The 25,546-nt window shown below is 62.4% G+C and carries 20 protein-coding genes; 14 read left to right on the top strand and 6 right to left on the bottom strand.

Translation table 11 applies throughout. The features are described 5' to 3' along the window. Window positions 1–14: 14 nt before the first annotated feature. A complete protein-coding gene (locus QMO82_RS23015) occupies window positions 15–338 on the top strand; it encodes a phosphoribosyl-ATP diphosphatase (protein WP_183608390.1) in 324 nt (107 codons plus the stop codon). Further along, entirely contained in the window at window positions 335–1,330 is a 996-nt protein-coding gene (gene coaA / locus QMO82_RS23010; protein ID WP_183608391.1) for a type I pantothenate kinase, read from the top strand. Before QMO82_RS23015 ends, coaA begins: the two co-directional genes overlap by 4 nt. Window positions 1,331–1,351: 21 nt before the next feature. On the opposite strand, the gene QMO82_RS23005 is transcribed toward coaA, so the two are convergent. From QMO82_RS23005 to QMO82_RS22995, 3 genes are all read right to left on the bottom strand, one after another. Continuing rightward, window positions 1,352–1,969: an alpha-ketoglutarate-dependent dioxygenase AlkB gene (locus QMO82_RS23005; RefSeq protein WP_183608392.1), complete on the bottom strand. Its 618-nt coding sequence runs from the start codon at window positions 1,967–1,969 to the stop codon at window positions 1,352–1,354. 1 nt (window position 1,970) lies between these two features. Next, window positions 1,971–2,414, bottom strand: coding sequence for an alternative ribosome rescue aminoacyl-tRNA hydrolase ArfB (arfB, locus tag QMO82_RS23000; protein ID WP_183608393.1), 444 nt, complete (start codon window positions 2,412–2,414; stop codon window positions 1,971–1,973). A gap of 106 nt (window positions 2,415–2,520) precedes the next feature. After that, window positions 2,521–4,131: a phosphoenolpyruvate carboxykinase gene (locus tag QMO82_RS22995; RefSeq protein WP_183608394.1), complete on the bottom strand. Its 1,611-nt coding sequence runs from the start codon at window positions 4,129–4,131 to the stop codon at window positions 2,521–2,523. Window positions 4,132–4,469: 338 nt separating this feature from the next. Here QMO82_RS22995 and QMO82_RS22990 point away from each other — a divergent pair, with 338 nt between their 5' ends. From QMO82_RS22990 to trxA, 12 genes are all read left to right on the top strand, one after another. Beyond that, window positions 4,470–5,204 (top strand): response regulator transcription factor, encoded by a 735-nt coding sequence (locus QMO82_RS22990; protein ID WP_188947094.1) that lies wholly within the window; start codon window positions 4,470–4,472, stop codon window positions 5,202–5,204. Window positions 5,205–5,280: 76 nt separating this feature from the next. Next, window positions 5,281–7,071, top strand: a complete 1,791-nt coding sequence (locus QMO82_RS22985) for a sensor histidine kinase (RefSeq protein WP_183608395.1) — start codon at window positions 5,281–5,283, stop codon at window positions 7,069–7,071. After that, window positions 7,068–7,517, top strand: coding sequence for an HPr kinase/phosphorylase (locus QMO82_RS22980; RefSeq protein WP_183608396.1), 450 nt, complete (start codon window positions 7,068–7,070; stop codon window positions 7,515–7,517). The genes QMO82_RS22985 and QMO82_RS22980 overlap by 4 nt, the downstream gene beginning before the upstream one ends. Window positions 7,518–7,667: 150 nt before the next feature. Next, a complete protein-coding gene (locus QMO82_RS22975) occupies window positions 7,668–8,069 on the top strand; it encodes a PTS sugar transporter subunit IIA (RefSeq protein WP_004672623.1) in 402 nt (133 codons plus the stop codon). A gap of 9 nt (window positions 8,070–8,078) precedes the next feature. Continuing rightward, window positions 8,079–8,354 (top strand): HPr family phosphocarrier protein, encoded by a 276-nt coding sequence (locus QMO82_RS22970; RefSeq protein ID WP_183608397.1) that lies wholly within the window; start codon window positions 8,079–8,081, stop codon window positions 8,352–8,354. 274 nt (window positions 8,355–8,628) lie between these two features. Beyond that, window positions 8,629–10,029, top strand: a complete 1,401-nt coding sequence (ahcY, locus tag QMO82_RS22965) for an adenosylhomocysteinase (protein WP_183608398.1) — start codon at window positions 8,629–8,631, stop codon at window positions 10,027–10,029. Between the two features lie 203 nt (window positions 10,030–10,232). Then, window positions 10,233–12,818 (top strand): PAS domain-containing sensor histidine kinase, encoded by a 2,586-nt coding sequence (locus tag QMO82_RS22960; protein ID WP_183608399.1) that lies wholly within the window; start codon window positions 10,233–10,235, stop codon window positions 12,816–12,818. After that, window positions 12,815–14,326, top strand: coding sequence for a tRNA (adenosine(37)-N6)-threonylcarbamoyltransferase complex ATPase subunit type 1 TsaE (gene tsaE, locus QMO82_RS22955; protein WP_183608400.1), 1,512 nt, complete (start codon window positions 12,815–12,817; stop codon window positions 14,324–14,326). The genes QMO82_RS22960 and tsaE overlap by 4 nt, the downstream gene beginning before the upstream one ends. A 13-nt stretch (window positions 14,327–14,339) precedes the next feature. Continuing rightward, on the top strand, window positions 14,340–15,071 hold the full coding sequence (locus QMO82_RS22950; RefSeq protein WP_183608401.1) for a nucleotidyltransferase family protein: 732 nt from the start codon (window positions 14,340–14,342) through the stop codon (window positions 15,069–15,071). 3 nt (window positions 15,072–15,074) lie between these two features. Next, the gene (addB, locus tag QMO82_RS22945) at window positions 15,075–18,269 is read left to right on the top strand and encodes a double-strand break repair protein AddB (protein WP_183608402.1); all 3,195 of its coding nucleotides are present in this window, start codon (window positions 15,075–15,077) and stop codon (window positions 18,267–18,269) included. Next, window positions 18,262–21,813, top strand: a complete 3,552-nt coding sequence (gene addA, locus QMO82_RS22940) for a double-strand break repair helicase AddA (RefSeq protein WP_183608403.1) — start codon at window positions 18,262–18,264, stop codon at window positions 21,811–21,813. The genes addB and addA overlap by 8 nt, the downstream gene beginning before the upstream one ends. 71 nt (window positions 21,814–21,884) lie before the next feature. Then, a complete protein-coding gene (gene trxA / locus QMO82_RS22935; RefSeq protein ID WP_063473894.1) occupies window positions 21,885–22,205 on the top strand; it encodes a thioredoxin in 321 nt (106 codons plus the stop codon). Window positions 22,206–22,279: 74 nt separating this feature from the next. Here the strand turns inward: trxA and QMO82_RS22930 are convergent, their stop codons facing one another. The 3 genes from QMO82_RS22930 to trpA all read right to left on the bottom strand — a co-directional run bounded on the left by QMO82_RS22930 (window position 22,280) and on the right by trpA (window position 25,546). Next, the gene (locus QMO82_RS22930) at window positions 22,280–23,632 is read right to left on the bottom strand and encodes a folylpolyglutamate synthase/dihydrofolate synthase family protein (RefSeq protein ID WP_183608404.1); all 1,353 of its coding nucleotides are present in this window, start codon (window positions 23,630–23,632) and stop codon (window positions 22,280–22,282) included. A 27-nt stretch (window positions 23,633–23,659) separates the two neighbouring features. Continuing rightward, complete coding sequence (accD, locus tag QMO82_RS22925) at window positions 23,660–24,565, bottom strand: acetyl-CoA carboxylase, carboxyltransferase subunit beta (protein ID WP_183608405.1); 906 nt, start codon at window positions 24,563–24,565, stop codon at window positions 23,660–23,662. 141 nt (window positions 24,566–24,706) lie between these two features. After that, window positions 24,707–25,546 carry a tryptophan synthase subunit alpha gene (gene trpA / locus QMO82_RS22920; RefSeq protein WP_183608406.1) on the bottom strand — a complete coding sequence of 280 codons (840 nt, stop codon included), beginning with the start codon at window positions 25,544–25,546 and terminating at the stop codon, window positions 24,707–24,709.

Raw genomic sequence — 25,546 nt, 5'->3', positions numbered from 1 at the left:
TTGAAAGCGGACCTATGAGCGGATTTTCCCTTGCCGATCTCGAAAGCATCGTCGCGGAGCGGTCGAAAGCCTCACCGGAGCAATCCTGGACAGCGAAGCTCGTGGCCGCCGGCCAGTCGAAGGCGGCGAAGAAGCTCGGCGAAGAGGCGATCGAAGCCGTGATGGCGGCGGTAACCGGCGACCGCGACAATCTGACCTATGAAGCCGCCGATCTGCTCTATCACCTATTGGTCGTATTGAAGATTGCTGAAATACCGTTAGAGAATGTCATGGCCGAACTCGAGCGCAGAACCGCGCAGTCCGGCCTCAAGGAAAAGGCCAACCGGCAGAGTTCATGAGTATCGCGACTGAGATTATCGGGGTGCCGGAAACGTTGGATCACTTCCAGTCGGAATCCTATTCGCCCTATCACTTCTTCTCTTCCGAACAATGGGCGAAATTCCGCGCCGACACGCCGTTGACGCTGACCAGCGACGAGGTCAAGCGGCTGCGTTCGATGGGCGACCCGATCGATCTCGACGAAGTCCGGCGCATCTATCTGTCGCTGTCGCGGCTGCTGTCGGCCCATGTCGAATCCTCGCAGATGCTGTTCGAACAGCGCAACCGCTTCCTCAGCCTGTCCGATGTGACGAAGACGCCCTTCGTCATCGGCATCGCCGGCTCGGTCGCAGTGGGAAAATCGACCACCGCCCGTATCCTCAAGGAGCTCCTGGGCCGCTGGCCTTCCAGCCCGAAGGTCGATCTCGTCACCACCGACGGCTTCCTTCATCCGAACGCCGTGCTGCAGCGGCGAAAGCTGATGCAGCGCAAGGGTTTTCCGGAAAGCTACGACACGGCTGCGATCCTGCGTTTTCTCTCGGCGATCAAGGCCGGGCAGCCGGATGTCAAGGCTCCCAGCTATTCGCACCTCGTCTACGACGTGCTGCCGGACGAATACAAGATCGTCGACCGGCCCGACATCCTGATCTTCGAGGGCATCAACGTCCTGCAATCGCGCGACCTGCCGGCCGGCGGCAAGATTGTGCCGATGGTCTCCGACTTCTTCGACTTCTCGATCTATATCGACGCCGCGGAAGACCAGATCCACAACTGGTACGTCACGCGCTTCATGCGGCTGCGCGAGACGGCCTTCCGCGATCCGAATTCCTATTTCCATCGCTACGCCTCGATCAGTGACGCGGAAGCGCTTGATATCGCCGAGGATCTCTGGGGGAATATCAACCTGAAGAACCTGCGGCAGAACATCCTGCCGACGCGGCCGCGCGCCGATCTCATCCTGAAAAAAGGCAAGGATCACCTGATCGAGCAGGTCGCGTTGCGGAAACTATAGCAGGCGATCCTGCGCTGACGATCAGCTCGGCGGATTGACGCGGCGCAGCGTCAGATTGATGCGGCCGCCATTCTTCAGCAGCGTCGACGTCGCCGGATGAATACGGTCAACGCCGTGGAAACAAAGCCTTCCCTCGCCGCCCAGAACGACCAGATCGCCGCTCGAAAGCTTGAAGGATAGCGTGCGATCATTGCGTTTGAGGCCGCCGACGCGGAAGAGGCAGCTGTTGCCGAGCGAGATCGAGACAACCGGGGCCTTCAGGTCCTGTTCATCCTTGTCTTGGTGCAGGCCCATGCGCGCGTCGTCGGAGTAGAAATTGACGAGGCAGGCTTCCGGCGGCTTGTCGTAACCGGCAACGTCATTCCAGATATCGAGCAATTGCTGCGGCATGTCAGGCCAGGGCTTGCCGGTTGCCGGATGCGTCGACTGGTAGCGATAGCCGCGCTGCTTGTCCGTCACCCAGCCGAGCGGCCCGCAATTGGTCATGCGCACCGACATCGGCTTGCCGGTCCCGGGCATGGCGGGCACATAGAGCGGCGCCTCAGTGACGACCGTGCGGATCACCTCGACCAGCGCCTCTTGGCGCGGCCGGTCAAGATAGCCGGGGAGATGGCGGATGCCGCTCAAAAGCTCCGGCATATCATTCGCCGCCGCTGCCGCCAGGACGGCCGCGCATCTTCTTGACTTCCGAGCGGCCGGATTTTTCCTTCAGACGGCGTTCGACCGAACCCTTGGTCGGCTTGGTCTTCTTGCGCGGCGGCGGCGGCGGCTTGGCGGCCTCCAGAATCAGTTCTTTCAGCCGGTCGCGCGCATCCTCGCGGTTGCGGTCCTGGCTGCGAAAGCGGCTCGCCTCAATCATCAGCACGCCGTCCTTCGACAGGCGCCGGCCGGCGAGCTTGACCGCGTTGGCCTTGACGCGATCGTTGAGGGAGGGTGAATTCGGGATGTTGAAGAACAGCTGGACCGCGGTCGAAACCTTGTTGACGTTCTGCCCGCCGGGACCGCCCGCCAGAACGAACTGTTCCGTCAACTCCCATCCGGCGATGGTGATCCTGTCGTCGATATAGAGCGCGTCGCTGGCCATGCGGCGATCTATCTCACATCGGCGGCGAATTGGAAATATCGTCCAACGGCAGCAAAAACCCGGCATTCTGCGATGCCGGGTTTCACGTGAGTCAGAGATCTCGCTTTTATTCTGCGGCTACCTTCACGCCGGGGGCCGCGTCGCGGACGCCGCCGTCGACGTGGTTTTCGAACTTGGCGAAGTTGGCGATGAACATCGAGACCAGCTTTTCGGCCTGCGCGTCATAGGCTGCCTTGTCGGCCCAGGTCGAGCGCGGGTCGAGAATGCTGCCGTCGACACCGTTGACCGAGACCGGCACGGCAAAGCCGAAATTCGGATCGGCGCGGAATTCGACATTGCCGAGTTCGCCGGCCAGGGCGGCAGCGAGAAGCGCGCGCGTTGCCTTGATGGGCATGCGCTTGCCGGTGCCATAGGCGCCGCCGGTCCAGCCGGTATTCACCAACCAGCATTGGACGCCGTGGCGGCTGATCAGTTCCTTGAGCAGATTGCCGTATTCAGCCGGATGCCGCGGCATGAAGGGCGCGCCGAAGCAGGTCGAGAAGGTCGCTTCCGGCTCGACGACACCCTTTTCGGTGCCGGCCACCTTGGCGGTGTAGCCGGAGAGGAAGTGGTACATTGCCTGATCGGGCGTCAGACGGGCGATCGGCGGCATGACGCCGAAGGCATCGGCGGTCAGCATAATGATCGTCTTTGGATGCCCGGCGCGGCCGGTTTCCGAGGCGTTCGGGATGAAATCCATCGGATAGGCGCAGCGGGTGTTTTCGGTCAGCGATCCATCATCGAAATTCGGCTCGCGGCGGTCGTTGAGCACGACGTTTTCGAGCACGGTGCCGAAGCGCTGCGTCGTCGCATAGATTTCCGGCTCGGCCTCGGCCGAGAGGCGGATGGTCTTGGCGTAGCAGCCGCCTTCGAAGTTGAAGATGCCGTTTTCGCTCCAGCCATGTTCGTCATCGCCGATCAGCGTCCGGGCCGGATCGGCCGAAAGCGTCGTCTTGCCCGTGCCGGAAAGGCCGAAGAAGACGGCCGCGTCACCATCCGGGCCGACATTGGCCGAGCAGTGCATCGGCATCACGCCCTTGGCCGGCAGGAGGTAGTTGAGCACGGTGAAGACCGATTTCTTCATTTCGCCGGCATAGGAGGTGCCGCCGATGAGGACGAGGCCGTTGGTAAGGTCGCAGGCGATCACCGTTTCCGTACGGCAGCCGTGGCGGGCCGGATCGGCCTTGAAGCTCGGCAGATCGATGATCGTCAGCTTCGGCACGAAAGTCGGCAGCGCTGCCGCCTCGGGGCGGATCAGCAGATTGCGGATGAACAGCGAATGCCAGGCGAATTCGGTGACGACGCGGGTCGGCAGGGCGTGGCCTTCCTCGGCACCGCCGACGAGGTCCTGGACGAACAGCTCCTTGCCCGCGGCATGCGCCAGCATATCCTCGCGCAGCAGGGCGAAATGTTCCGGCGAGATCGGCTTGTTGTTGTCCCACCAGATTTCGCCATCGGTATTGGCGTCGCGAACGACGAACTTATCGCGCGGCGAACGGCCCGTGTGCTGGCCGGTGAGAGCCCGAAGCGCGCCCTGAGCGGTCAGTTCGGCTTCACCCCGGCGGATCGCTTCCTCATAGAGCGCTGCGGCGGAAAAGTTGTAGCGGACGCTGACTGCGCCGCCCAATCCGACCGTTGCCAGCTCTGTTGCCGGGTTATGAACTCCGAACTTTTCCATGGCTAGTTCCTTTTGCTCAGGCTCGTTGCCGTTAAAACTAAGCGCGAAAATACGGGGAGAAATTTTAAAACACAAGACGCAAAACTTGAGAAAATGCAGTAATATCAAATATTTAATCGATTTAAATTTATTGCCTCAATTTTAAATCGTTTTAGGTGGGCGCGTTGAAACATTTTACCGCACCACTTATGATTGCCGGAAAATTTTACGACAATCTTTCCCTTTATCTTTGCCACAATTTGTTCCACCTTTATCCTCCATAAGCGCATCCGGTCACTGAGACCGCCTGGGGAGAGCAAAATCCGGGAGATTGCGCACTGATGACGGAGACCAACACCATGCCGACAATCGCGCTCGTTGATGACGACCGCAACATCCTCACCTCCGTGTCGATCGCACTGGAGGCAGAAGGATATAAGGTCGAGACCTATACGGACGGTGCTTCGGCGCTCGACGGCCTGCTGGCGCGACCGCCGCAGCTGGCGATCTTCGACATCAAGATGCCGCGCATGGACGGCATGGAACTGCTGCGCCGCCTGCGGCAGAAGTCGGATATTCCCGTCATCTTCCTCACCTCCAAGGACGAGGAGATCGATGAGCTGTTCGGCCTGAAGATGGGCGCCGACGATTTCATCACCAAGCCTTTTTCGCAGCGCCTGCTGGTCGAGCGCGTCCGCGCTGTCCTGCGCCGCGCATCCAGCCGTGAAGCCGCCGCCGCCGGCACCAGCCCCGCCGGTGCGCCGAAGGCCGGCGCCGTGCAGCAGGCCCGCTCGCTGGAACGCGGCCAGCTGGTCATGGACCAGGAACGCCATACCTGCACCTGGAAGGGTGAGGCCGTGACCCTGACGGTGACCGAGTTCCTGATCCTGCATTCGCTGGCGCAGCGCCCCGGCGTCGTCAAAAGCCGCGACGCGCTGATGGACGCAGCCTATGACGAACAGGTCTATGTCGACGACCGGACCATCGACAGCCACATCAAGCGGCTGCGCAAGAAATTCAAGATGGTCGACACCGACTTTGATATGATTGAAACGCTCTACGGAGTGGGATACCGCTTCCGCGAAGCGGCCTGAGCCAAACGGCTCAGCCTTGGGAAATTAGGGGTTGCGGGCCGGTCCATCCGGCCCCACCCTTCGAAAGGGCCTGTCATTGGCACAGTTGGTGCAGGAAAGGGATCTGGACGACGCGGAGGGCGTGAGCACCCGTCGCGTCCGAGGCCGCCGTTGGTCGCATCCCTTCACCCTGATCCGCCGGATCTTCGGCAATGCCGTGTTTTCGAGCCTGACGCGGCGGATCCTGTTCTTCAATCTGGTCGCGCTGGTGGTGCTCGTCGGCGGCATCCTCTACCTCAACCAGTTTCGCGAGGGGCTGATCGACGCCCGCGCCGAAAGCCTGTTGACGCAGGGCGAGATTATCGCCGGCGCCGTTTCGGCCTCCGCCTCGGTCGATACCAACTCGATCACCATCGATCCGCAAAAACTGCTCGAGCTTCAGGCCGGCCAGAGCATCACCCCAGTGCCGAACGACGAAGACCTCGAATTCCCGATCGATCCCGAGAAGGTGGCCCCGGTGCTGCGCCGGCTGATCTCGCCGACGCGCACACGCGCCCGCATCTTCGATGCCGACGCCAATCTGCTGCTCGATTCGCGCCATCTATATTCGCGCGGCCAGGTGCTGCGCTTCGATCTGCCGCCGGTCGAGGAGGAGAAACAGACCTGGAGCGAATGGTTCGCCACCCTGTTCAACAAGGCGCTGCAGCCCGGCAATCTGCCGCTTTACAAGGAAGCGCCGGGTGGTGACGGCTCGATCTATCCCGAAGTGATGAACGCCCTCACCGGCGTGCGCGGCGCGGTGGTGCGCACCACCGAAAAGGGCGAACTCATCGTTTCCGTCGCCGTGCCGATCCAGCGCTTCCGCGCCGTGCTCGGTGTGCTGCTGCTGTCGACCCAGGCGGGCGACATCGACAATATCGTTCATGCCGAGCGGCTTGCCATCATGCGTGTCTTCGGTGTCGCGACGCTCGTCAACGTGCTGCTTTCCCTGGTGCTGTCGTCGACGATCGCCAATCCGCTGCGCCGCCTCTCGGCCGCCGCCATCCGGGTGCGGCGCGGGGCCAAGGCGCGTGAGGAGATTCCCGACTTTTCCGCCCGCCAGGATGAAATCGGCAATCTTTCCATCGCATTGCGCGAGATGACGACGGCCCTCTACGACCGCATCGACGCAATCGAAAGTTTCGCGGCCGATGTCAGCCACGAGCTCAAGAACCCGCTGACGTCGCTGCGCAGCGCCGTCGAAACGCTGCCGCTTGCCCGATCAGACGATTCCAAGAAGCGGCTGATGGACGTCATCCAGCATGATGTCCGCCGCCTCGATCGGCTGATCAGCGATATCTCCGACGCCTCGCGCCTCGATGCCGAACTCGCTCGTGTCGATGCCGGTTCCGTCGACATGGAGGTGCTGTTGCGCGACCTTATCGAGGTTTCACGCCAGGTCAGGAGCAGCAAGAAGCAGGTGGAGATCGAATACGCGATCGAACGCAAGCCGAACGTCAAGACGCGTTTCGTCGTCAACGGCCACGATCTGCGCATCGGTCAGATCATCGCCAACCTGATCGAGAACGCCCGCTCCTTCGTGCCTGAGAAGGGTGGCAAGATCACCGTGCGGCTGGTGCGGACACGTTCGCGCTGCGTTACCACGATCGAAGACAACGGCCCCGGCATCCAGGCGGAAAATATCGATCGCATCTTCGAGCGTTTCTATACGGACCGGCCGGAATCGGAGGGATTCGGACAGAATTCGGGGCTCGGCCTGTCGATCAGCCGGCAGATCGCCGAAGCCCATGGCGGTTCGCTGCGCGCAGAGAACATCACCGATGCCGAAGGCGGACAGGTGCTCGGCGCCCGCTTCATCCTCGCTTTGCCCGTCGATGCCGCGGCATGACGGCGGCTCTGAACATCCATGCGACGGCGATCGTCGTCGGCAGGACGGGGCTGTTGTTCAGCGGCCCCTCCGGCTGGGGAAAATCGATGCTGGCCTTTACCTGCATGACCGAGGCACGCCGGCTCGGGCTGTTCACGGCGCTGGTCGCCGACGACCAGGTGCTGTTGTCGGGAGAGGCCGGCACGGTAATCGCCGCATGCCCGCCGCCGATCGCCGGGCTGATCGAACTTCGCGGCACCGGCATCGTCCGGCTGGATCATATTGGCCGGGCGCCCATGCATTATGCCGTGCTTCCGGGCAGCGCCAGCGGTGAAAACCGCCTCCCCCCTGAAGGCGAAATCGTCAGCCTTGCCGCCGGTTTTTCGCTTCCCGCATTGCGGTTGCTCACAGGCGTGCCTTCACCCCTTGCAATCCTTATGGCAAAAGCACCTGATATCGGGCATTGACGCCTTCCGGATTGATCAATCTGCCTTATATAGTCGCATTTTTATCTTGCACTTCGGCTTTTCATAGCCAAGATGTGCCGCCACCGGTGGACGTAATTGCTGCATTGCGATATTGGGGCCACCGTTCGCGTATATGGGAGCAGTAATATCATGATCGGACTTGTGCTTGTCACTCATGGCAAGCTGGCTGAAGAGTTTCGTCATGCTGTCGAGCACGTCGTCGGTCCTCAGAAATTCATCGAGACGGTCTGTATTGGCCCCGAAGACGACATGGATCAAAGACGGCAGGACATTCTGCAAGCTGTTTCCGGTGCCGACGACGGCCATGGCGTCGTCATTCTGACCGACATGTTCGGCGGCACGCCGTCCAATCTCGCCATTTCAGTCATGAGCAGCGGCCATACCGAAGTCATTGCCGGCGTCAACCTGCCGATGCTGATCAAGCTTGCCGGCGTGCGCGGCGAGAACAACATGGAGAAGGCGCTGGTGGAGGCTTCCGAAGCCGGGCGGAAATATATCAATGTCGCGAGCCGAGTGCTCAGCGGAAAATAACGGCCCTTCATGACATCGCTCTCCCGGGAACTCCTCATCATCAACAAGCGCGGTCTTCACGCGCGCGCCTCCGCCAAATTCGTGCAGATGGTCGAGACCTTCGACGCCGCCATCACCGTTTCCAAGGACGGAATGACGGTCGGCGGCACCTCGATCATGGGCCTGATGATGCTTGCGGCAAGCCCCGGCTCGAGCGTCGTCGTCTCGGCGAGCGGCAGCCAGGCGCACGAAGCGCTGGAAGCTTTGGATCAGCTGATCCAGAACAAGTTCGGCGAAGAGATGTGAGCTCGGCCGAGCTCATATAAACATATAAAGACTTCTTTATATCCTTATTGCCTTCGCATGCGAAGCCTGCTAAACGGCGGGCATGCCGTGCGCTACTGCGCGTTCGCAGCGAACTTGCTTCATGTGACGCGTCTTAGCTCTCTGTTTTTGTGCATGTCGTCATTCCGGAACCGCTGCACACCTCCGGGCGACACGCATCAGCAGGCGGCCCATCCATCGCGCGGCATCTCGCGCCTGCGCCAATTTTGAGACGTTTTTCAGCCTGGAGACCTCTATGAGCACTGAAAAAGATTATGTCGTCGCCGATATCGGGCTTGCGGATTTCGGCCGCAAGGAAATTACGATCGCCGAAACCGAAATGCCGGGGCTGATGTCCTGCCGCGCCGAATTCGGCGACGCAAAGCCGCTCAAGGGCGCGCGCATCACCGGCTCGCTGCATATGACCATCCAGACGGCCGTGCTCATCGAGACGCTGGTGGCGCTCGGCGCCGAAGTTCGCTGGGCTTCGTGCAACATCTTCTCGACGCAGGATCATGCCGCTGCCGCGATCGCCGCCGCCGGCGTGCCGGTCTTCGCCATCAAGGGCGAGTCGCTCGAAGATTATTGGGTCTACACCGACAAGATCTTCCAGTGGGCCGATGGCGGTCTTTCCAACATGATCCTCGATGACGGCGGCGACGCCACCATGTACATCCTGCTCGGCGCCCGCGCCGAAGCCGGCGAGGACGTGCTGTCCCATCCGCATTCCGAGGAAGAGGAAATCCTCTTCGCACAGATCAAGAAGCGCCTTGCCGCATCTCCGGGCTGGTTCACCAAGCAGCGCGACGCGATCAAGGGCGTCACCGAGGAAACGACGACCGGCGTCAACCGCCTCTATCAGCTCAGCCAGAAGGGCCTGCTGCCCTTCCCGGCGATCAACGTCAACGACTCCGTTACCAAGTCGAAGTTCGACAACAAGTACGGCTGCAAGGAATCGCTGGTCGACGGCATCCGCCGCGGCACGGACGTGATGATGGCCGGCAAGGTTGCCGTGGTCTGCGGCTACGGCGACGTCGGCAAGGGTTCTGCCGCTTCGCTGTCGGGCGCCGGCGCCCGCGTCAAGGTCACCGAAGCCGATCCGATCTGCGCCCTGCAGGCTGCCATGGACGGTTATGAAGTGGTGCTGCTCGAGGACGTCGTTTCCTCGGCCGATATCTTCATCACCACGACCGGCAATAAGGACGTCATCCGCATCGACCATATGCGGGAGATGAAGGACATGGCGATCGTCGGCAATATCGGCCACTTCGACAACGAAATCGAAGTCGCGGCACTGCGCAATCTCAAGTGGACCAACGTCAAGCCGCAGGTCGACCTGATCGAATTCCCCAAGGGCAACCGCATCATCCTTCTCTCCGAAGGCCGCCTGCTCAACCTCGGCAATGCGACGGGCCATCCGTCCTTCGTGATGTCGGCCTCCTTCACCAACCAGACGCTGGCGCAGATCGAGCTCTTCACCAAGCCCGGCCAGTATTCCAACCAGGTCTATATCCTGCCGAAGCATCTCGACGAAAAGGTCGCACGCCTGCATCTCGACAAGCTCGGCGTGAAGCTCACTCAGCTTTCTGAGGAACAGGCTGCCTATATCGGCGTCTCGCCGAAGGGCCCGTTCAAGTCCGACCACTACAGATATTGATCTGATCATCAATATCCACAAGATGTAGAAGCCGCGGCATTGACAAATGTCGCGGCTTATTTTTTGGGCGCTCCCTTCCCGCCGATTCCCTTCCGAAGTATTGTTTTAAGACTTGATTCGTGGCGCCGGACCCCGTCCGACCGCTGCGAAAATGGGATGTCTTGTCGTAATGCGGCACATTGAAGGACGGAGACATACCGCGGATGTCGGAAATGAAACACAGCCTGCCCGGTCAGGCGGATGATGGCGCTCGCGCCGGTCGCCGCCTGATCATGGCAGGTCAAGGATATCAATCTGCAACGGCACACGAGGCCGCAAAGCAAGAGCATGGATCATTGGCGCGCTTTCTGAAAGCCTGCGCGGCCGGGACGGCGCTTGCCGCGCTGGCGCGGCCGGTTCTGGCACAGGGCGAGCAGCAGGCGGCGGCCTCGGCTCACCTCTTCACATCCTCGCAGGTCGTCGGCGTTTCCGTCGTCATCGGCGTCATATCGGCAGCACTGCTTTCGACCTTGTGGCTGGTGCGCCAGCGCGGCAATCTGGAAAACGAGAGCCGGGAAATCCGCTCGGCACTCTCCGATGCCCAGCAGCGCATTTCGCAATACCAGGCGCTGATCGCCGACAAGAACCGACGGATCGTCATCTGGGACGGCACTGCGCGCCCCGAGCTGCTCGGCCAGCTTCCGCCGGAAACCGGCGCGCCGCAGGACGGCGAATTCCTGGCCTTCGGCCTCTGGCTGAAGTCACGCTCGGCTGCCGATCTGGAAAAAGCGATCGACCGGTTGCGCGACGACGCGCAGAGCTTCGACATGGTGGTCGAAACCATCCGTGACGAAATCCTCGAGGCGCAGGGCCGGGTTTCGGGCGGACGCGCCTTCGTCCGCTTCGTGGCGCTCAATAATCTGCGCGCCGAACTCGCAGAACTCAGGATCGAGCGCGACCGGCTGATGACCTCGATCTCGGCCTTCCAGACCATGCTCGACGCGATCGACATGCCGGCCTGGCAGCGCGACCCGGCGGGTCGCCTCACCTGGGTCAACCAGGCTTACGGCGAGGCGGTCGAAGCGCGATCGCCGCAGCAGGCGATTAATGAAGGCCGCGAGATGCTGACGACCGTGGCGCGCGAACGCATTCGCGCGACGACGACGCCAGAATCACCCTTCCATGACACGATCTCGACGGTCGTACACGGCAACCGCACGTTCTTCGATGTCGTCGACGTCAGGCTTCCCGGCGGCTCGGCCGGCATCGCCATCGATGTATCCGACACAGAGGCTGTGCGCGCCGAGCTGGAACGGACGCTGAAGAGCCATGCCGAAACGCTCGACCATCTCGCCACACCTGTTGCTATCTTCGACGGCGACCGCCGGCTGCAATTCTACAACCAGGCCTTCGTCGCGCTCTGGGAGCTGGATATCGCCTTCCTTGAAGGCCGGCCCGATAATAGCGAGTTGCTCGAGCGGCTGCGGGCAGCCAAGAAGCTGCCGGACCAGCTCAACTGGAAAAGCTGGAAGGAAGCCGCCCTCTCCGTCTATCGGGCGCTCGACACGCAATCCGATCTCTGGCACTTGCCGAACGGCCAGACGCTGCGGGTCTTTGCGACCGCGCATCCGCAGGGCGGCGCCACCTGGGTGTTCGAAAACCTGACCGAGCAGGTCGATCTCGAAACGCGCTACAACACGCTGGTCAAGGTGCAGGGCGAAACGATTGACCATCTGTCCGAAGGTGTGGCAGTGTTCGGCCCTGACGGACGCATCCGCCTGTCGAACCCGGCCTTCCGCGCGCTCTGGGGGATCACTGAAACCGAAGCCAAGCCCGGCACCCATATCCGTGCGCTGGGCGAAGCCTGCGCGCCGTCCTATGACCGGCCGGACGGCTGGAAAGCTTTCGCCGAACTGATCACCAGTTTCGACGACGAACGTCGCTCGGGCCAGGGGACGCTGGAACTCTTCTCCGGCCTGGTGCTCGACTACGCCGTCATCCCGCTGCCGAACGCCCAGACCATGCTGACCTTCGTCAACATGACGGACAGCGTGCGGGCCGAGCGGGCGCTGACCGAGAAGAACGAAGCGCTTCGCAAGGCCGACGAGCTGAAGAACGATTTCGTCCAGCACGTTTCTTATGAATTGCGCTCGCCGCTGACCAATATCATCGGCTTTACCGATCTGCTGCGCACGCAGGGCGTCGGGCCGCTGAACGAGCGGCAGGCCGAATATATCGAGCACATCTCGACCTCATCCTCGGTTCTGCTGACGCTCGTCAACGATATTCTCGACCTTGCGACCGTCGATGCCGGCATCATGCGCTTGAATTACGCGGATATCGATCTCAACGACCTGCTCGACGACGTCTCGATGCAGATCGCCGATCGCCTGCACGAGAGCGGCGTAGCGCTTGAAATCACCGCCCCGGCCTATCTCGGCTCGATCGTCGCCGATCCGCAGCGGCTGAAACAGATCCTGCTGAAGCTGCTTTCCAACGCGGCGAACTTCTCGCCCGAGGGCAGCTCGATCTCGCTCGAATGCCGCCGCGAAGGCACGGATTTCGTCTTCGCCGTCAGCGACCGTGGCCCTGGCATCTCGCCTGACATGGTCGCCACCGTCTTCGACCGTTTTGCGACAGGGGCGAAAAGCGGCAAGCGCGGCGGCGCCGGCCTCGGCCTGTCGATCGTCGACAGCTTCGTCAGCCTGCACCATGGTGACGTGACGATCGACAGCGAGCCAGGCAAGGGAACCACCGTCGTCTGCCGTATCCCCTCGGTCAACGTCCCGCATACCGCGGCCGCCGAATGACGACCAGCGATGCAATCTCGCTTTTCCTGAAAGACGAGGCGGCCACCATTCGACTCGGCGAAGACCTGGCGCTGGCCTTGAAGGCCGGTGACTGTCTCGCCCTTTCCGGTGACCTCGGCGCGGGCAAATCCTCGCTCGCCCGGGCGATCCTGCGTGCCATCGCCGATGACGAGGGGCTCGAGGTCCCGAGCCCGACCTTCACGCTGGTGCAATCCTACGATCTGCGCTTGCCCGTTTCGCATTTCGATCTCTACCGACTGGGCAATCCCGCCGAACTGACGGAACTCGGCTTCGACGAAGCTCTGGAGAACGGCATCTGTCTCGTCGAATGGCCAGAGATGGCTGAGGGCGAACTGCCGGCCGAGCGCATTGCACTGACGCTGCAACACGAAGGCAGCGGCCGGCGGGCAACGATCAGGGCCTCGGGCCCGCAGGCATCGCGTATCCGCAGGGTCCTGGCCATCCGCGCTTTCCTCGACGCCGCCGGCTATCCCGGTGTCAAACGCCGGTTCCTGACCGGCGATGCGTCACTGCGCGCCTATGAAGCAATCTATCCGGACGCTGCTCCACGAAAAATACTGATGGATTGGCGCCCGCATCCCGAGGGACCGCCGGTCTATGACGGCAAGCCCTATCCCAAGGTCGCGCATCTGGCACAGGACGCCTATCCTTTCGTCGCGATCGCCGATGCATTGCGCGAACGGGGGTTTGCGACGCCGGAGATCTATAAGGTCGATTATAACAACGGCATTCTGCTGATCGAAGATCTCGGTACCGAAGGCGTGCTCGATGACGACGGGCAACCAATTGCCGAACGCTACCGGCAAAGCGTCGCCTGCCTTGCGCATCTTCATTCGATGCAGATTCCGCAGGATATCCCGGTTTCTCCAACGCATACGCATCACATTCCGGACTTCGATCGCACGGCGATGAAGATGGAAGTGCAGCTTGTGCTCGACTGGCATATTGCCTGGAAGCGCGGCACGGCCCCCACGGATGCCGAGCGCAAGGAGTATCTGGCGATCTGGGACCACTTGATCGACGAGCTGCAATCGGCTGAAACGAACCTCCTGCTGCGCGACTTCCATTCGCCGAATATCATCTGGCGCGAACATGAAAGCGGTATTGGCAAGATCGGCATCATCGACTTCCAGGACGCCATGATCGGCCCGACCGCCTATGACCTTGCTTCCATCGTGCAAGATGCCCGCGCGACAATCGAACCGAACCTCTTCCGGCAACTGATGGATGATTATCTCGGCCTTCGCCGCGCGCAAGGCGGCTTCGACGAAGCCGGATTCATGAAGGCCTGGGCGATCATGTCGGCGCAGCGCAACTGTAAGCTCGCCGGCCTCTGGGTGCGGTTGTTGCAGCGCGACGGCAAGCCCGGCTATCTCAAACACATGCCGCGCACACTCACCTATCTCAGGGTCGCGCTCGAGCACGAAGCGCTTGCCCCCTTGCGCGATTGGTGCGCAAGGGCTGGAATAGGCCTAAGCGAATCATAAGTTCCGGATCAGAATGACGATCAGACAAGCCATGGTACTGGCCGCGGGTCTCGGAACCCGCATGCGCCCGATCACCGACACGATCCCGAAGCCGCTGGTGAAAATCGACGGCAAGCCGATGATCGACTACGCGCTGGATTCGCTGGTGGCGGCCGGCGTCGAACGCGCCGTTGTCAATGTTCACCACCATGCCGGCCAGATGCTCGATCATCTCAGGAATTATCAAGGCCTCGACATCGCCATTTCCGATGAGCGGGAGGCGCTGATGAATTCCGGCGGCGGCCTGGCCAAGGGGCTGACGCTGCTGACCCGCGACAACATCTTCGTCATGAATGCCGATCTCTTCTGGATCGGCGAACAACCGGGACGGCCGACGAACCTGCAGCGTTTAGCCGGATTCTTCGATGCCGAGCGCATGGATATGGCGCTGCTTTGTGTTAGGATTGAAGATACGACGGGTCATAACGGCCGCAATGATTTCGGCATGGCGGCCGATGGCCGGCTGACGCGGTATCGCGACGATCCCTCCAATCCCGTCGTCTACGCCGGAGCGATCGTCATGAAGCCGTCACTGCTCGACGATGCGCCAAAGGATGCCTTCAACCTCAATATCTATTTCGACAAGGCGATCGCGCGCGGGCGACTGTTCGGCATGGTGCTCGAAGGCCACTGGCTGACGGTGGGAACGCCGGAGGCGATCGGCGAGGCGGAGGAAACGATCCGACGGCTGCGGGCGTTCGCGTGAGCCATGGCGGAGCGGCACCAGCCACGCATCCTGACAATCCCGGCGGGCCTCTCCTTCCTGAAAACGCTGGCGACGACGCTTTGCGACGGCCGATTGACGCCGCTTTTCCGGCATGAGGCCGATGATCCGCTGTCGCTTGCCAGGGTGACGATCTATCTGCCGACCCGGCGCGCCGTACGCGTGCTGCGTTCGGAATTCGTCGACCTGCTCGGCGGCCGTTCGGCGATCCTCCCCGTCATCCGTCCGCTCGGAGAAACCGACGACGACAGCGGTTATTTCGACGAAGCGCTGCCGGCAACGATCGATCTCGCCCAGCCGCTGTCGAATACCGCCCGACTGCTGGAGCTGGCGCGCCTCATCCTCGCCTGGCGAAACAAGCTGCCGGAGATCGTCCGCCACATTCATTCGGACTCGCCGCTCGTCGCACCGGCAAGCCCCGCGGATGCGATCTGGCTCGCCCGCAACCTGGCGGAACTGATCGATTCGATCGAAACCGAGGATCTCGACTGGTCGGAGCTGTCGAAACTCGACACCGGTGACTATGCCGCCTGGTGGCAGCTGACGGCGGAGTTCCTGCAGATCGCCAGCGCCTTCTGGCCGGAGCGGCTTTCCGAACTCGGCAAATCCTCGCCGGCGCGGCACAGAAACGCCATTCTCCGGGCGGAAGCAGGCCGGCTTTCGGCGACGCAACCCGCAGGTCCGATCATCATCGCCGGCTCGACGGGTTCGGTTCCCGCCACGGCCGATCTCATCGCCGCCGTCGCCAATCTGCCCGAAGGGGTGATCGTGCTGCCGGGCCTCGATCTCTCCATGCCTGAGAAACACTGGCAGATGGTGGCGCCGGAACCGGCACCCGGCCAACATGCCAATCCCGCAAGCCGCAGCCATCCGCAATATGGCCTGTCGTCGCTGCTCAAGCGGCTGAAGCTGACGCGTGCCGACGTGACGCTCCTCGGCGGACCGGAGGCCGATCTTGACCGGCGGGCGGAGATCCTGTCTCGGGCCCTCACCCCATCGGAGGCGACCAGCGATTGGGGGGCATGGAAGGGCGATCTGCCCGAGGGCGCTCTGTCTTCAGCCTTCGCCGATGTGTCGCTGATCGAAGCCGCCAATGAGCGGGAGGAAGCAACGGCGATCGCCATCGCGCTCCGGCTTGCCTTGGAGAGGCCGGGGCAGGACGGCGACAGCCGGGCAGCCCTCATCACGCCGGACCGCAATCTCGCCCGGCGGGTGATGGCCGAGCTGTCCCGCTTCGGCATCCTCGCCGACGATTCGGCCGGCACACCGCTTGCGGCCACGCCGCAGGGCACGCTGATGCAATTGCTGCTGGAGGCAGCGTTGCGGCCCGGCGATCCGGTGGCGATCGTCTCGCTGCTCAAACATCCGCTCGCCCGCTTCGGCCTGGAACGCCACGCATTGATTTCGGCGACCGAGGCGCTCGAACTGCTGGCACTGCGCGGCGGCGTGGCCGAGGTGGATATCAGCATGCTCGAGCCGCTGCTCACCCACCAACTTGCCGAGCAGGCGCTGGACAGGTACCCGCCGCAATGGCGAAAAGCGCTTTCATCAGATGCAGCCGACGCCGCATACGACCTTGCCCGGCGGGTCACGCAGGCGACCGAGCCGCTGGCTTCGGCCCTGAAGCGGCACCGGCCGGAAGATCGCGGAAAGACGGCAAGCTTCACATTGTCCGAATGGGCGGAGCGCACCGGCCGTTCGCTGGAAGCCGTCGCGGCCGATCCGCGCGGCAATCTCGCCGATCTCTGGTCAGGCGAAGCGGGAGATGCACTCGCCGCCCTGCTCAGCGAAGTGATCGACACGGACGGCCAGATGGAGGCCGATGGGCCGCAATGGATCGATATCATGGCGGCCCTTGCCGCCGGTCATGCGGTAAAGCCACGGGCGCTCAGCCATCCCCGCCTCTTCATCTTCGGTACGCTGGAAGCCCGTCTGCAGAGCGTCGATACCCTGATCCTCGGCGGCCTCAACGAGGGCACCTGGCCAGGGCAGACCGCCAACAATCCCTTCATTCCGCGCATGATGAAGACGGAAATCGGCCTCGAACCGCCGGAACGGCGCATCGGCCAGCTGGCGCATGATTTCGAGATGGCAAACGGCACACGCCATCTGATCTATTCCCGCGCGCTGCGCCAGGGCTCGACGCCGACCGTCGCCTCGCGCTGGCTGCAACGGCTGCTGGCGCTCGGCGGCGAGGCGTTCGAAGCGGAATTGAAGGGCCGCGGCAACCGGTTCCTGCAGTGGGCCGGTCTCATCGATCGCGGAGAGGCCCAAGCGCCGGCGCAGCGACCCTCGCCGAAGCCGCCGCTGGCACTCCAGCCGAAATCCTATTCCTTCAGCGAAGTGGGCCGGTTGCGCCGCGACCCCTATGCCATCTATGCCCGTCGTGTCCTGCGACTCGATCCCGTCGACGCATTCAACCGCGATCCGGGTGCGGCCGAACGCGGAACGCTCTACCACAAGATCATCGACCGGTTCATCCGCGAGGCCCATATCATCGGCACGCCGGATGCTGCAGGGGCGATGGAGCGTATCCTTTGCGAACTTTTCGACATGGAGAAGCTGCCGCCGCATATCGATGCCGTGTGGCGGCCGCGCTTTCGCGCCGTGGCCCGCGCCTTCCTCGAATGGGAGGCCGGACGGCGGCCGGGCATCCGCAAAACGCTAACCGAAGTGCGGGGCGGCATGGAGCTGGAGCCGATCAATATCCGGCTCACGGGTGTCGCAGACCGGATCGATGTCACCGGACCGAACGCTGCGGATATCATCGATTACAAGACCGGCTACAACCCCTCGCCGGCGCAGGCGCGCGTGCTTCTAGATCCGCAGCTTGCGCTCGAAGCAGCGGCTCTGAGTGCCGGCGCCTTCCGTGATGCCGGCAGCCTCGTGCCGCAGGACCTGCTTTATGTGCGTCTGCGGCCGGGAAGCCGCTTCCAGGTCGATACCGTCAACAATGAGAGCTCGGCGCGCAGCGACAAGGCGAAATCGGCGATGGATCTCGCCGAGGAATCGATCGATCAGCTGGTCAAGTTCGTGAGGTTGTTGCAGTCCGGCGAGAAAGGCTTCACCTCGCGGCTGATCCCGGCGCAGCAATTCGATTTCGGCGGCGACTACGATCATCTCGCCCGCGTCTCCGAATGGTCGACGGCCGAAACCGAAGAGGGCGGCGGCGATGAGTGACGTGACCGCGCTACCCACCGACGAGGATCCGGGCGCCTGGATCGGCTGGACCACGATCCAGCAGGCAATTGCCTCCGATCCCGAGCGTTCGGCATGGGTCTCGGCCAATGCCGGTTCCGGCAAGACGCATGTTCTGACCCAGCGCGTCATCCGGTTGCTGCTGGCCGGGGCGCGGCCTTCCGCCATTCTATGTCTCACCTATACCAAGGCTGCGGCCTCCGAAATGTCGAACCGCGTCTTCGAGCGGCTGGCGGACTGGGTGGTGCTCGATGATGAAGACCTGAGCCGGCGGATCATGCAGATCGAGGGGACGGCACCCGACGGACTAAAGCTTGCCGAGGCCCGGCGGCTGTTTGCCAAGGCGCTGGAGACCCCCGGCGGGTTGAAGATCCAGACGATCCACGCCTTTTGCGAGGCATTGCTGCATCAGTTCCCGCTGGAGGCCAACGTCGCCGGCCATTTCTCGGTTCTCGACGACCGCGCGGCCGCAGCGCTGCTTTCCGATGCGCGCCGGGTGCTGCTGACGGCGACCGCGCCGGAGAAAGACAGCACCCTCGCCGAGGCATTCGCCTACGTGCTCAATCTCGGCGACGAGTCCGGACTGGAGAACCTGCTCGGCGATATCGTCGCCAACCGCAACGCCATCCGTCGTTTCACCGCAACGGCCGAACAGCAGGGCGGCGTGGAGAAGGTCCTGCGCCAAAAGCTCGGCCTTGCCGCCGGCGACACGGAAAGCCGGATCGCGGCGCAATATTGGCCTTTGCCGGAGCTTTCGGGCGGCATGCTGGAGCTCTATCTCTCGCTTGCCGACCAGAAGGGTGGCGCCAAGGCGCAGGAGGTTGCCTACGGCCTCAGGCTAGCCGGGCGGGAACGCGATGACGCAAGGCGCGCTCAGTTTCTCGAGAAAATCTTTCTGACAGCGAAAGGCGAGCCGAAGGCGGACTCGCAATTCTCAGTCAAGGCCATGCTTGCCGAGGCACCGCAGTTGGCGGCCGCTATTGCCACTGCCCGCACGCATGTCGCCGCCAGCCGTGACCGGCTGAAACTGATGCGGATGTATGGCGCGACACATGCGGCACTCGTGCTCGCCGACCGGCTGGACCGCGACTATGAGGAACTGAAGAAGCAGCGCAGCCAGCTCGATTTCGAGGATCTGATCACCCGTACCGCCGACCTTTTGACGAAAAGCGGCGTCGGCCCCTGGATCCACTACAAGCTCGATCGCGGCATCGACCATATCCTCGTCGACGAGGCGCAGGACACCAGCCCGATCCAGTGGAGCGTCATCCAGTCGCTCGCCGAGGATTTCTTCTCCGGCGAAAGCGCCCGGCCGATCGTGCGCACGCTGTTTGCCGTCGGCGACGAGAAACAGTCGATCTATTCCTTCCAGGGCGCCCGGCCCGAGCGTTTTTCCGAGGAGAGCGATCGGACGCGGCGGCGTGTCTCCGACAGCGGCCAGAGCTTTTCCTCGGTCCGGCTGCCGCTCTCCTTCCGCTCGACCGCCGACGTGCTCGAAGCCGTCGACGAGATCTTCAGGACATCGGACAATGCGCGCGGTCTCAGCGCTGTCGGCGAACCGGTCGTGCATCGTTCCAGCCGCATCGGACATCCCGGCGCCGTCGATCTCTGGGACATGGTCGCGCCGGAAGCGGTGGTGAAGGAGGAGGACTGGACGGCGCCCTTCGATGCGACGCCGGAAAGCGCGCCGGCGGCAATCCTGGCACGACGGATCGCCCATTCGATCGGTACCCTCGTCGGGCGTGAAACGATCGTCGACAAGGGCAAGGAGCGCCTGATCGAAGCCGGCGACATCCTGGTGCTGGTGCGCAAGCGCGACGCCTTCGTCAATGCTTTGACGCGCGCCTTGAAGCGCCGCGGCGACATTCCGGTCGCCGGCGCCGACAGGCTGTTGCTGACCAGCCATATCGCCGTGCAGGATCTGCTGGCGCTGGGCCGTTTCCTGCTGCTGCCGGAAGACGATCTTTCGCTCGCCGCCGTGCTGAAGAGCCCGCTTTTCGATCTCTCCGAGGACGACATCTTTGCGATTGCCGGCCTGCGCGGCGACAATGAGAGCGTCTGGAGCCACCTCAAAAGCTTCGCCGCCGACGGCACCGAACGCTTCCGCGCTGCTGTCGAGAAGCTAGAGCTGTTCCTTCGGCAATCCAGGAGCCTGTCGGTTCATGATTTCTTTGCGCGTGTTCTGGGCAGCCAGGGCGGGCGACGGCAATTCCTTGCCCGGCTCGGCACAGAGGTCAGCGATATCCTCGACGAATTCCTGACCTTCACGCTCGACCACGAGAGTTCCAGTCTTCCCGGGCTGCAATCCTTCATCTCGACGCTGGAGCTCGAAGCGCCCGTGGTGAAGCGCGAGCAGGACAAGGGACGCAACGAAGTGCGGATCATGACGGTGCATGCCTCCAAGGGCCTGGAAGCACCGATCGTTTTCCTGGTCGACGGCGGTTCGAAGGCCTTCACCCATACCCATCTGCCCAAGCTTCGCCTTATCGAGACCGATGCCGACGAGCCGCCGATGCCCGCCTGGGTTCCAGTCTCGGATCTTTCCAATTCGCTGACGCAGGACGATGCGGCGCGGATCCAGATCCTGGCGGAGGAAGAATACCGCCGATTGCTCTATGTCGCCATGACGCGTGCTGCCGACCGGCTAGTCGTCTGCGGCTATCGTGGCGTGCGGGTGAACAACGACACCTGGCATATGATGATTTCGGCGGCACTCAGCCACGACCATCCGCATGTGGAAGCGACTACATTCTCCGGTCCCGACGGCGAATGGCCAGGTATCAAATGGCGCGTGCCACGGGTGGAACGGAGTTTCGAGCGGACCGACCGCAGCGAGCAGCGTGACAGCGAGGAGACGCTGCCGGACGGCCTGCTGCGGCCGTTGCCGCCGCAGGCTGAGCTGCCCCGGCCGCTCAGCCCCTCCGGCGCCGGGACGATCATCGATGAAGACGAGGGCGGCCTGCTCGTCGTCTCACCGCTGTTTACCGAGAAGGAGCGCAGCGATCGTTCGCTGGAGAAGGGCAGGCTGATCCATCGCATGCTGCAGGCGCTTCCCGAAATTCCACCTGGCGAGCGGCCCTATGCGGCGAGCCGCTATGCCGAGCGGGCGGCTCGGTTCTGGCCGGAAGCCGAACGGCGCAAACTTGTCGATTCGGTTCTGAAACTATTGGACGAGGAGGGCCTGCAGGCCGTGCTCGGGGCGCAGGCCCAGCCCGAAGTCTCGATCATGGGAACCCTGACGCTCGAAGACCGGCGCTATGCCGTCTCCGGCCGCATCGACCGGCTTGCCGTTCTTGCCGATCGCGTCGTCATTCTCGACTACAAGACCAACCGGGTACCGCCGGCAACGGAAGAGGCCATCCCCTTCGCGCACCGGGCGCAGCTGGCGATCTATCGCGAAATCCTGACGCCGCTCTATCCCGACAAGCGGATCGATTGCATGCTTGTCTATACGGAAAATGGCTCGCTCTACACGCTGAGCGAAGCAGCGCTCGGTTTGGCGCTTGCAGCAGTCAAGACAAAGTGAAATACCGGACATTGAAAATTCGGCACCGCACCATCACATGTGGTTCAACACCCGAGGTAAAGGAGCAGCCCATGGCTACCGTGAAAGTCGATATCAATAACTTCCAGTCGGAAGTTCTGGAATCCGCAGAACCCGTCGTCGTCGATTTCTGGGCTGAATGGTGCGGCCCGTGCAAGATGATTGCTCCGAGCCTGGAAGAAATCGCCGTCGAGCTGGAAGGCAAGGTCAAGGTTGCCAAGCTGAATATCGATGAGAACCCGGAACTCGCCGCCCAGTTCGGTGTTCGTTCCATCCCGACGCTTGCAATCTTCAAGGGTGGCGAAGTGGCCGATATTTCGGTCGGCGCCAAGCCGAAGACCGCTCTTTCGAACTGGATTTCGAACGCTGCCTGATTGATATCGCCCTTGCTGATATCCCATTGATGAAAAAGCCCGGCTTCGACCGGGCTTTTTTCATTTCGCAGCCTTCATTTCGGGGGCGTGCCGTTGTCGGACAGCACATCGCCGACGAGATAGAGCGAGCCGCCGACGAGGATGCGCGGCGGCAATGCCTCCGGATCGAGGACGGCTTTGATGGCTTCCAGCGCGTCGCCGACCGTCGACATCGGTTCGGCAACGAGGCCGGCATCATAGGCGGCATTCGACAATATCACCGGGTCGATCGTCGCTTCGCTGCCGCGGATCGGCACGCAGAAGACCTTCTCGACCAGACCGGCAAAGGCCTTGAAATAGCCGACCGGATCCTTGGTGTTGATCATACCGATGATCAGGAAAAGCGGCCGCGGCTGGCGTTCCTCGAAATTGGCCATGGCTTCGGCGATCACCTCGCCGGCGCCGGGATTATGCCCGCCATCGATCCAGATTTCAGCGCCGGCTGGCGCATGCGAGAGCAGCCGGCCTTCGCTCAGCCGCTGCAGCCGGCCCGGCCACTCCACAGAACTCATCGCCTTTTCCATCATCGTCTCGGTGACGGTGAAACCCGCCGCCTTGACGGCCCGAATGGCGGCGGCGGCATTGGCATATTGGTGGCGGCCGGGAAGGCGCGGCAGCGGCAGGTCGGCAAGGCCGAATTCGTCCTGATAGACGAGCCGGCCATATTCCTCATGCGCCATGAAATCCTGCCCGAAGACGGCGCTCGGGCAATGCAGCCGCTCGGCTGTCGACATCAGGACGTCGAGGGCTGCATCATATTCCTGATGGCCGATGACGACGGGAAATCCCGGCTTCATGATGCCGGCCTTTTCGGCGGCGATCAGTTCGACCCTGTCGCCGAGATAGGGCTGGTGATCCAGCGAGATCGGCATGATCACCGAGACGGCCGGATCGGAAATGACATTGGTGGCATCGAACCGGCCACCGAGACCGACTTCGATGATGGCGGCATCGGCCGGATGTTCGGAAAACAGGATGAAGGTGACCGCCGTCAGGATTTCGAAGACAGTGATATGCTGTCCGGCATTGGCATCGGCCACACGACGCAGGGCCTCGGCAAAGACGGCGTCATCGACAAGCTGCCCGCGCCCGCCCGCCACACCGATGCGATAACGCTCGTGCCAATTGACGAGATGCGGCGAGGTATGGACGTGAGCGCTGTAGCCGCCGGCTTCGAGCAGTGCGCGGCAGAAAGCGGTGACCGACCCCTTGCCGTTGGTGCCGGCGACATGGATCACCGGCGGCAATCTCCTGTGCGGATTGCCGAGTTGATCGAGAAGACGGGTGATGCGATCGAGAGACAGGTCGAAGCCCTTGGGATGCAATCCCATGAGCTTGTCGATCTCCTGTGCTGCCTCACTCACCGCGGTTTGGCCCCTGGGTATCAATTCGGCACCCCGCCTGCTTGTCGGTTATCAGGCGCTCGCCGCCAGAGCGATCGCGCCGCTATTCATATCATTCGCCGCCGAAACCGGCTTCTTCGTCAGGATCTTCAGCAGACGCGCCAGCGTTTCCGGAATGTCGTGCCGTTTGACGACCATGTCGACCATACCATGCTCCAGCAGATATTCGGAGGTCTGGAAGCCTTCAGGCAGTTTTTCACGCAGCGTCTGCTCGATCACCCGCTTGCCGGCAAAGCCGATTTCAGCGCCCGGTTCGGCCAGGTGAATATCGCCGAGCATGGCGTAGGAGGCGGTGACGCCGCCCGTCGTCGGGTTGGTCAGGACGACGATATAGGGCTGGCCGGATTCTTTGAGCAAGTCGACGGCAACGGTCGTGCGCGGCAGCTGCATCAGCGACAGGATGCCTTCCTGCATGCGCGCGCCGCCGGACGCCGGGAACATCACCAGCGGGCACTTTTCGGACGTCGCACGTTCGAAAGCTTTGACGATCGCCTCGCCGGCGGCCATGCCGAGCGAACCGCCGATGAAGTTGAATTCATGCACGACCGCCACGAGCTTCAGACCCTGCACCTTTCCGAGCCCGGCGAGGATCGTATCCTCCTGTTCGGTCTTCAGGCGGCTGTCGCGCAGGCGATCGCTATATTTCTTCGAATCGCGGAATTTCAGCGGGTCCTGGGCGACCTTCGGCTGCGGCAGCGATTCGAACTCGCCATTGTCGAAAAGATCGGCCAGGCGGGCCTTCGCCGGCATCTTCATGTGATAACCGGAGGCCGGGATGACCCATTTGTTGCCTTCCAGGTCCTTATGGAAGACCATCTCGCCGGTCTCCGGGCACTTGATCCAGAGGTTCTCCGGCACTTCGCGACGGCCCAGCATGGAATTGATCCGCGGGCGAACGTAGTTGGTGATCCAGTTCAACTCGAATACTCCTGATTGACTAAGCGCTTCCCGAGCCTTCAGATTCGCGTACCACGCTTGAGGTCTTTGTTTCCCGCATGTCGTTGCCGCAAAACCGCTGCACGCCTTTGGGCGACATGCTCCAATGCCAATGTGGGCAAACTATTCGGCAGCAACAAGGCGCGCCGAACGGGTTCCCGAGGAAAGGCCGCGCACCAGCGTTGCAACCGCCTGAACCGTGTCCGCCGTTGCCTTGCCGTCGGCCGTCAGACTGGTTGCGACCTGATTGACGATCGCCGTGCCGACGACGACGCCATCAGCCGAAGCGCCGATGACCTTCGCATGTTCCGCCGTCTTGACGCCGAAGCCGACGCAGACGGGCAGTTTAGTATGCTGCTTGATGCGTTCGACCGCGCCGGACACCAGCGACGGATCGGGCAGTGCCGAACCGGTGATGCCGTTCATGGAGACGTAATAGACGAAACCGGAGGTGTTCTTCAAAACCTTCGGCAGGCGCTTCTCATCCGTCGTCGGTGTCGCCAGGCGGATGAAATTGATGCCCTTGCGGATCGCCGGGATGCAGAGTTCGTCATCCATCTCGGGTGGCAGATCCACAACGATCAGGCCGTCGATGCCGGCCGCAATCGCATCGTCGAGGAATTTCTCAACGCCATAAATATAGATCGGGTTGTAGTAGCCCATCATCACGATCGGCGTCGCGTCATTCGTCTGGCGGAAATCGGCCGCCAGCTGCAGCGTCTTCTTCAGCGTCTGGCCGCCTTTCAGCGCACGCTGACCGGCGAGTTGGATCGCCGGGCCGTCGGCCATCGGATCGGAAAAAGGCATGCCGAGCTCGATGATGTCGGAGCCCGCCTCCGGCAGCGCCTTCATGATGCCGAGCGAGGTATCGTAATCAGGATCGCCGCCCATGAAATAGGTCACAAGCGCCGGACGGCCCTCGGCCTTCAGCTCGGCAAAGCGTTTGTCCATGCGTGCGGTCAT

Origin of the sequence: Rhizobium sp. BT04 (genome assembly GCF_030053135.1) — a bacterium.
GTDB lineage: Bacteria > Pseudomonadota > Alphaproteobacteria > Rhizobiales > Rhizobiaceae > Rhizobium > Rhizobium binxianense.
The sequence above is the reverse complement of the archived record's forward strand: the minus strand, read 5'-3'. Positions and strand labels throughout refer to the sequence as shown.

Excerpts from the sequence above, each read along its gene's own strand:
- arfB (WP_183608393.1), bottom strand. The coding sequence starts at position 2,414 with ATGGCCAGCGACGCGCTCTATATCGACGACAGGATCACCATCGCCGGA.
- QMO82_RS22980 (WP_183608396.1), top strand. The coding sequence starts at position 7,068 with ATGACGGCGGCTCTGAACATCCATGCGACGGCGATCGTCGTCGGCAGG.
- QMO82_RS22970 (WP_183608397.1), top strand. The coding sequence starts at position 8,079 with ATGACATCGCTCTCCCGGGAACTCCTCATCATCAACAAGCGCGGTCTT.
- QMO82_RS23015 (WP_183608390.1), top strand. The coding sequence starts at position 15 with ATGAGCGGATTTTCCCTTGCCGATCTCGAAAGCATCGTCGCGGAGCGG.
- QMO82_RS22950 (WP_183608401.1), top strand. The coding sequence starts at position 14,340 with ATGACGATCAGACAAGCCATGGTACTGGCCGCGGGTCTCGGAACCCGC.
- trpA (WP_183608406.1), bottom strand. The coding sequence starts at position 25,546 with ATGACCGCACGCATGGACAAACGCTTTGCCGAGCTGAAGGCCGAGGGC.
- addA (WP_183608403.1), top strand. The coding sequence starts at position 18,262 with ATGAGTGACGTGACCGCGCTACCCACCGACGAGGATCCGGGCGCCTGG.
- QMO82_RS22990 (WP_188947094.1), top strand. The coding sequence starts at position 4,470 with ATGCCGACAATCGCGCTCGTTGATGACGACCGCAACATCCTCACCTCC.
- QMO82_RS23005 (WP_183608392.1), bottom strand. The coding sequence starts at position 1,969 with ATGCCGGAGCTTTTGAGCGGCATCCGCCATCTCCCCGGCTATCTTGAC.
- coaA (WP_183608391.1), top strand. The coding sequence starts at position 335 with ATGAGTATCGCGACTGAGATTATCGGGGTGCCGGAAACGTTGGATCAC.
- addB (WP_183608402.1), top strand. The coding sequence starts at position 15,075 with ATGGCGGAGCGGCACCAGCCACGCATCCTGACAATCCCGGCGGGCCTC.
- trxA (WP_063473894.1), top strand. The coding sequence starts at position 21,885 with ATGGCTACCGTGAAAGTCGATATCAATAACTTCCAGTCGGAAGTTCTG.
- QMO82_RS22960 (WP_183608399.1), top strand. The coding sequence starts at position 10,233 with ATGTCGGAAATGAAACACAGCCTGCCCGGTCAGGCGGATGATGGCGCT.
- tsaE (WP_183608400.1), top strand. The coding sequence starts at position 12,815 with ATGACGACCAGCGATGCAATCTCGCTTTTCCTGAAAGACGAGGCGGCC.
- QMO82_RS22995 (WP_183608394.1), bottom strand. The coding sequence starts at position 4,131 with ATGGAAAAGTTCGGAGTTCATAACCCGGCAACAGAGCTGGCAACGGTC.
- QMO82_RS22975 (WP_004672623.1), top strand. The coding sequence starts at position 7,668 with ATGATCGGACTTGTGCTTGTCACTCATGGCAAGCTGGCTGAAGAGTTT.
- ahcY (WP_183608398.1), top strand. The coding sequence starts at position 8,629 with ATGAGCACTGAAAAAGATTATGTCGTCGCCGATATCGGGCTTGCGGAT.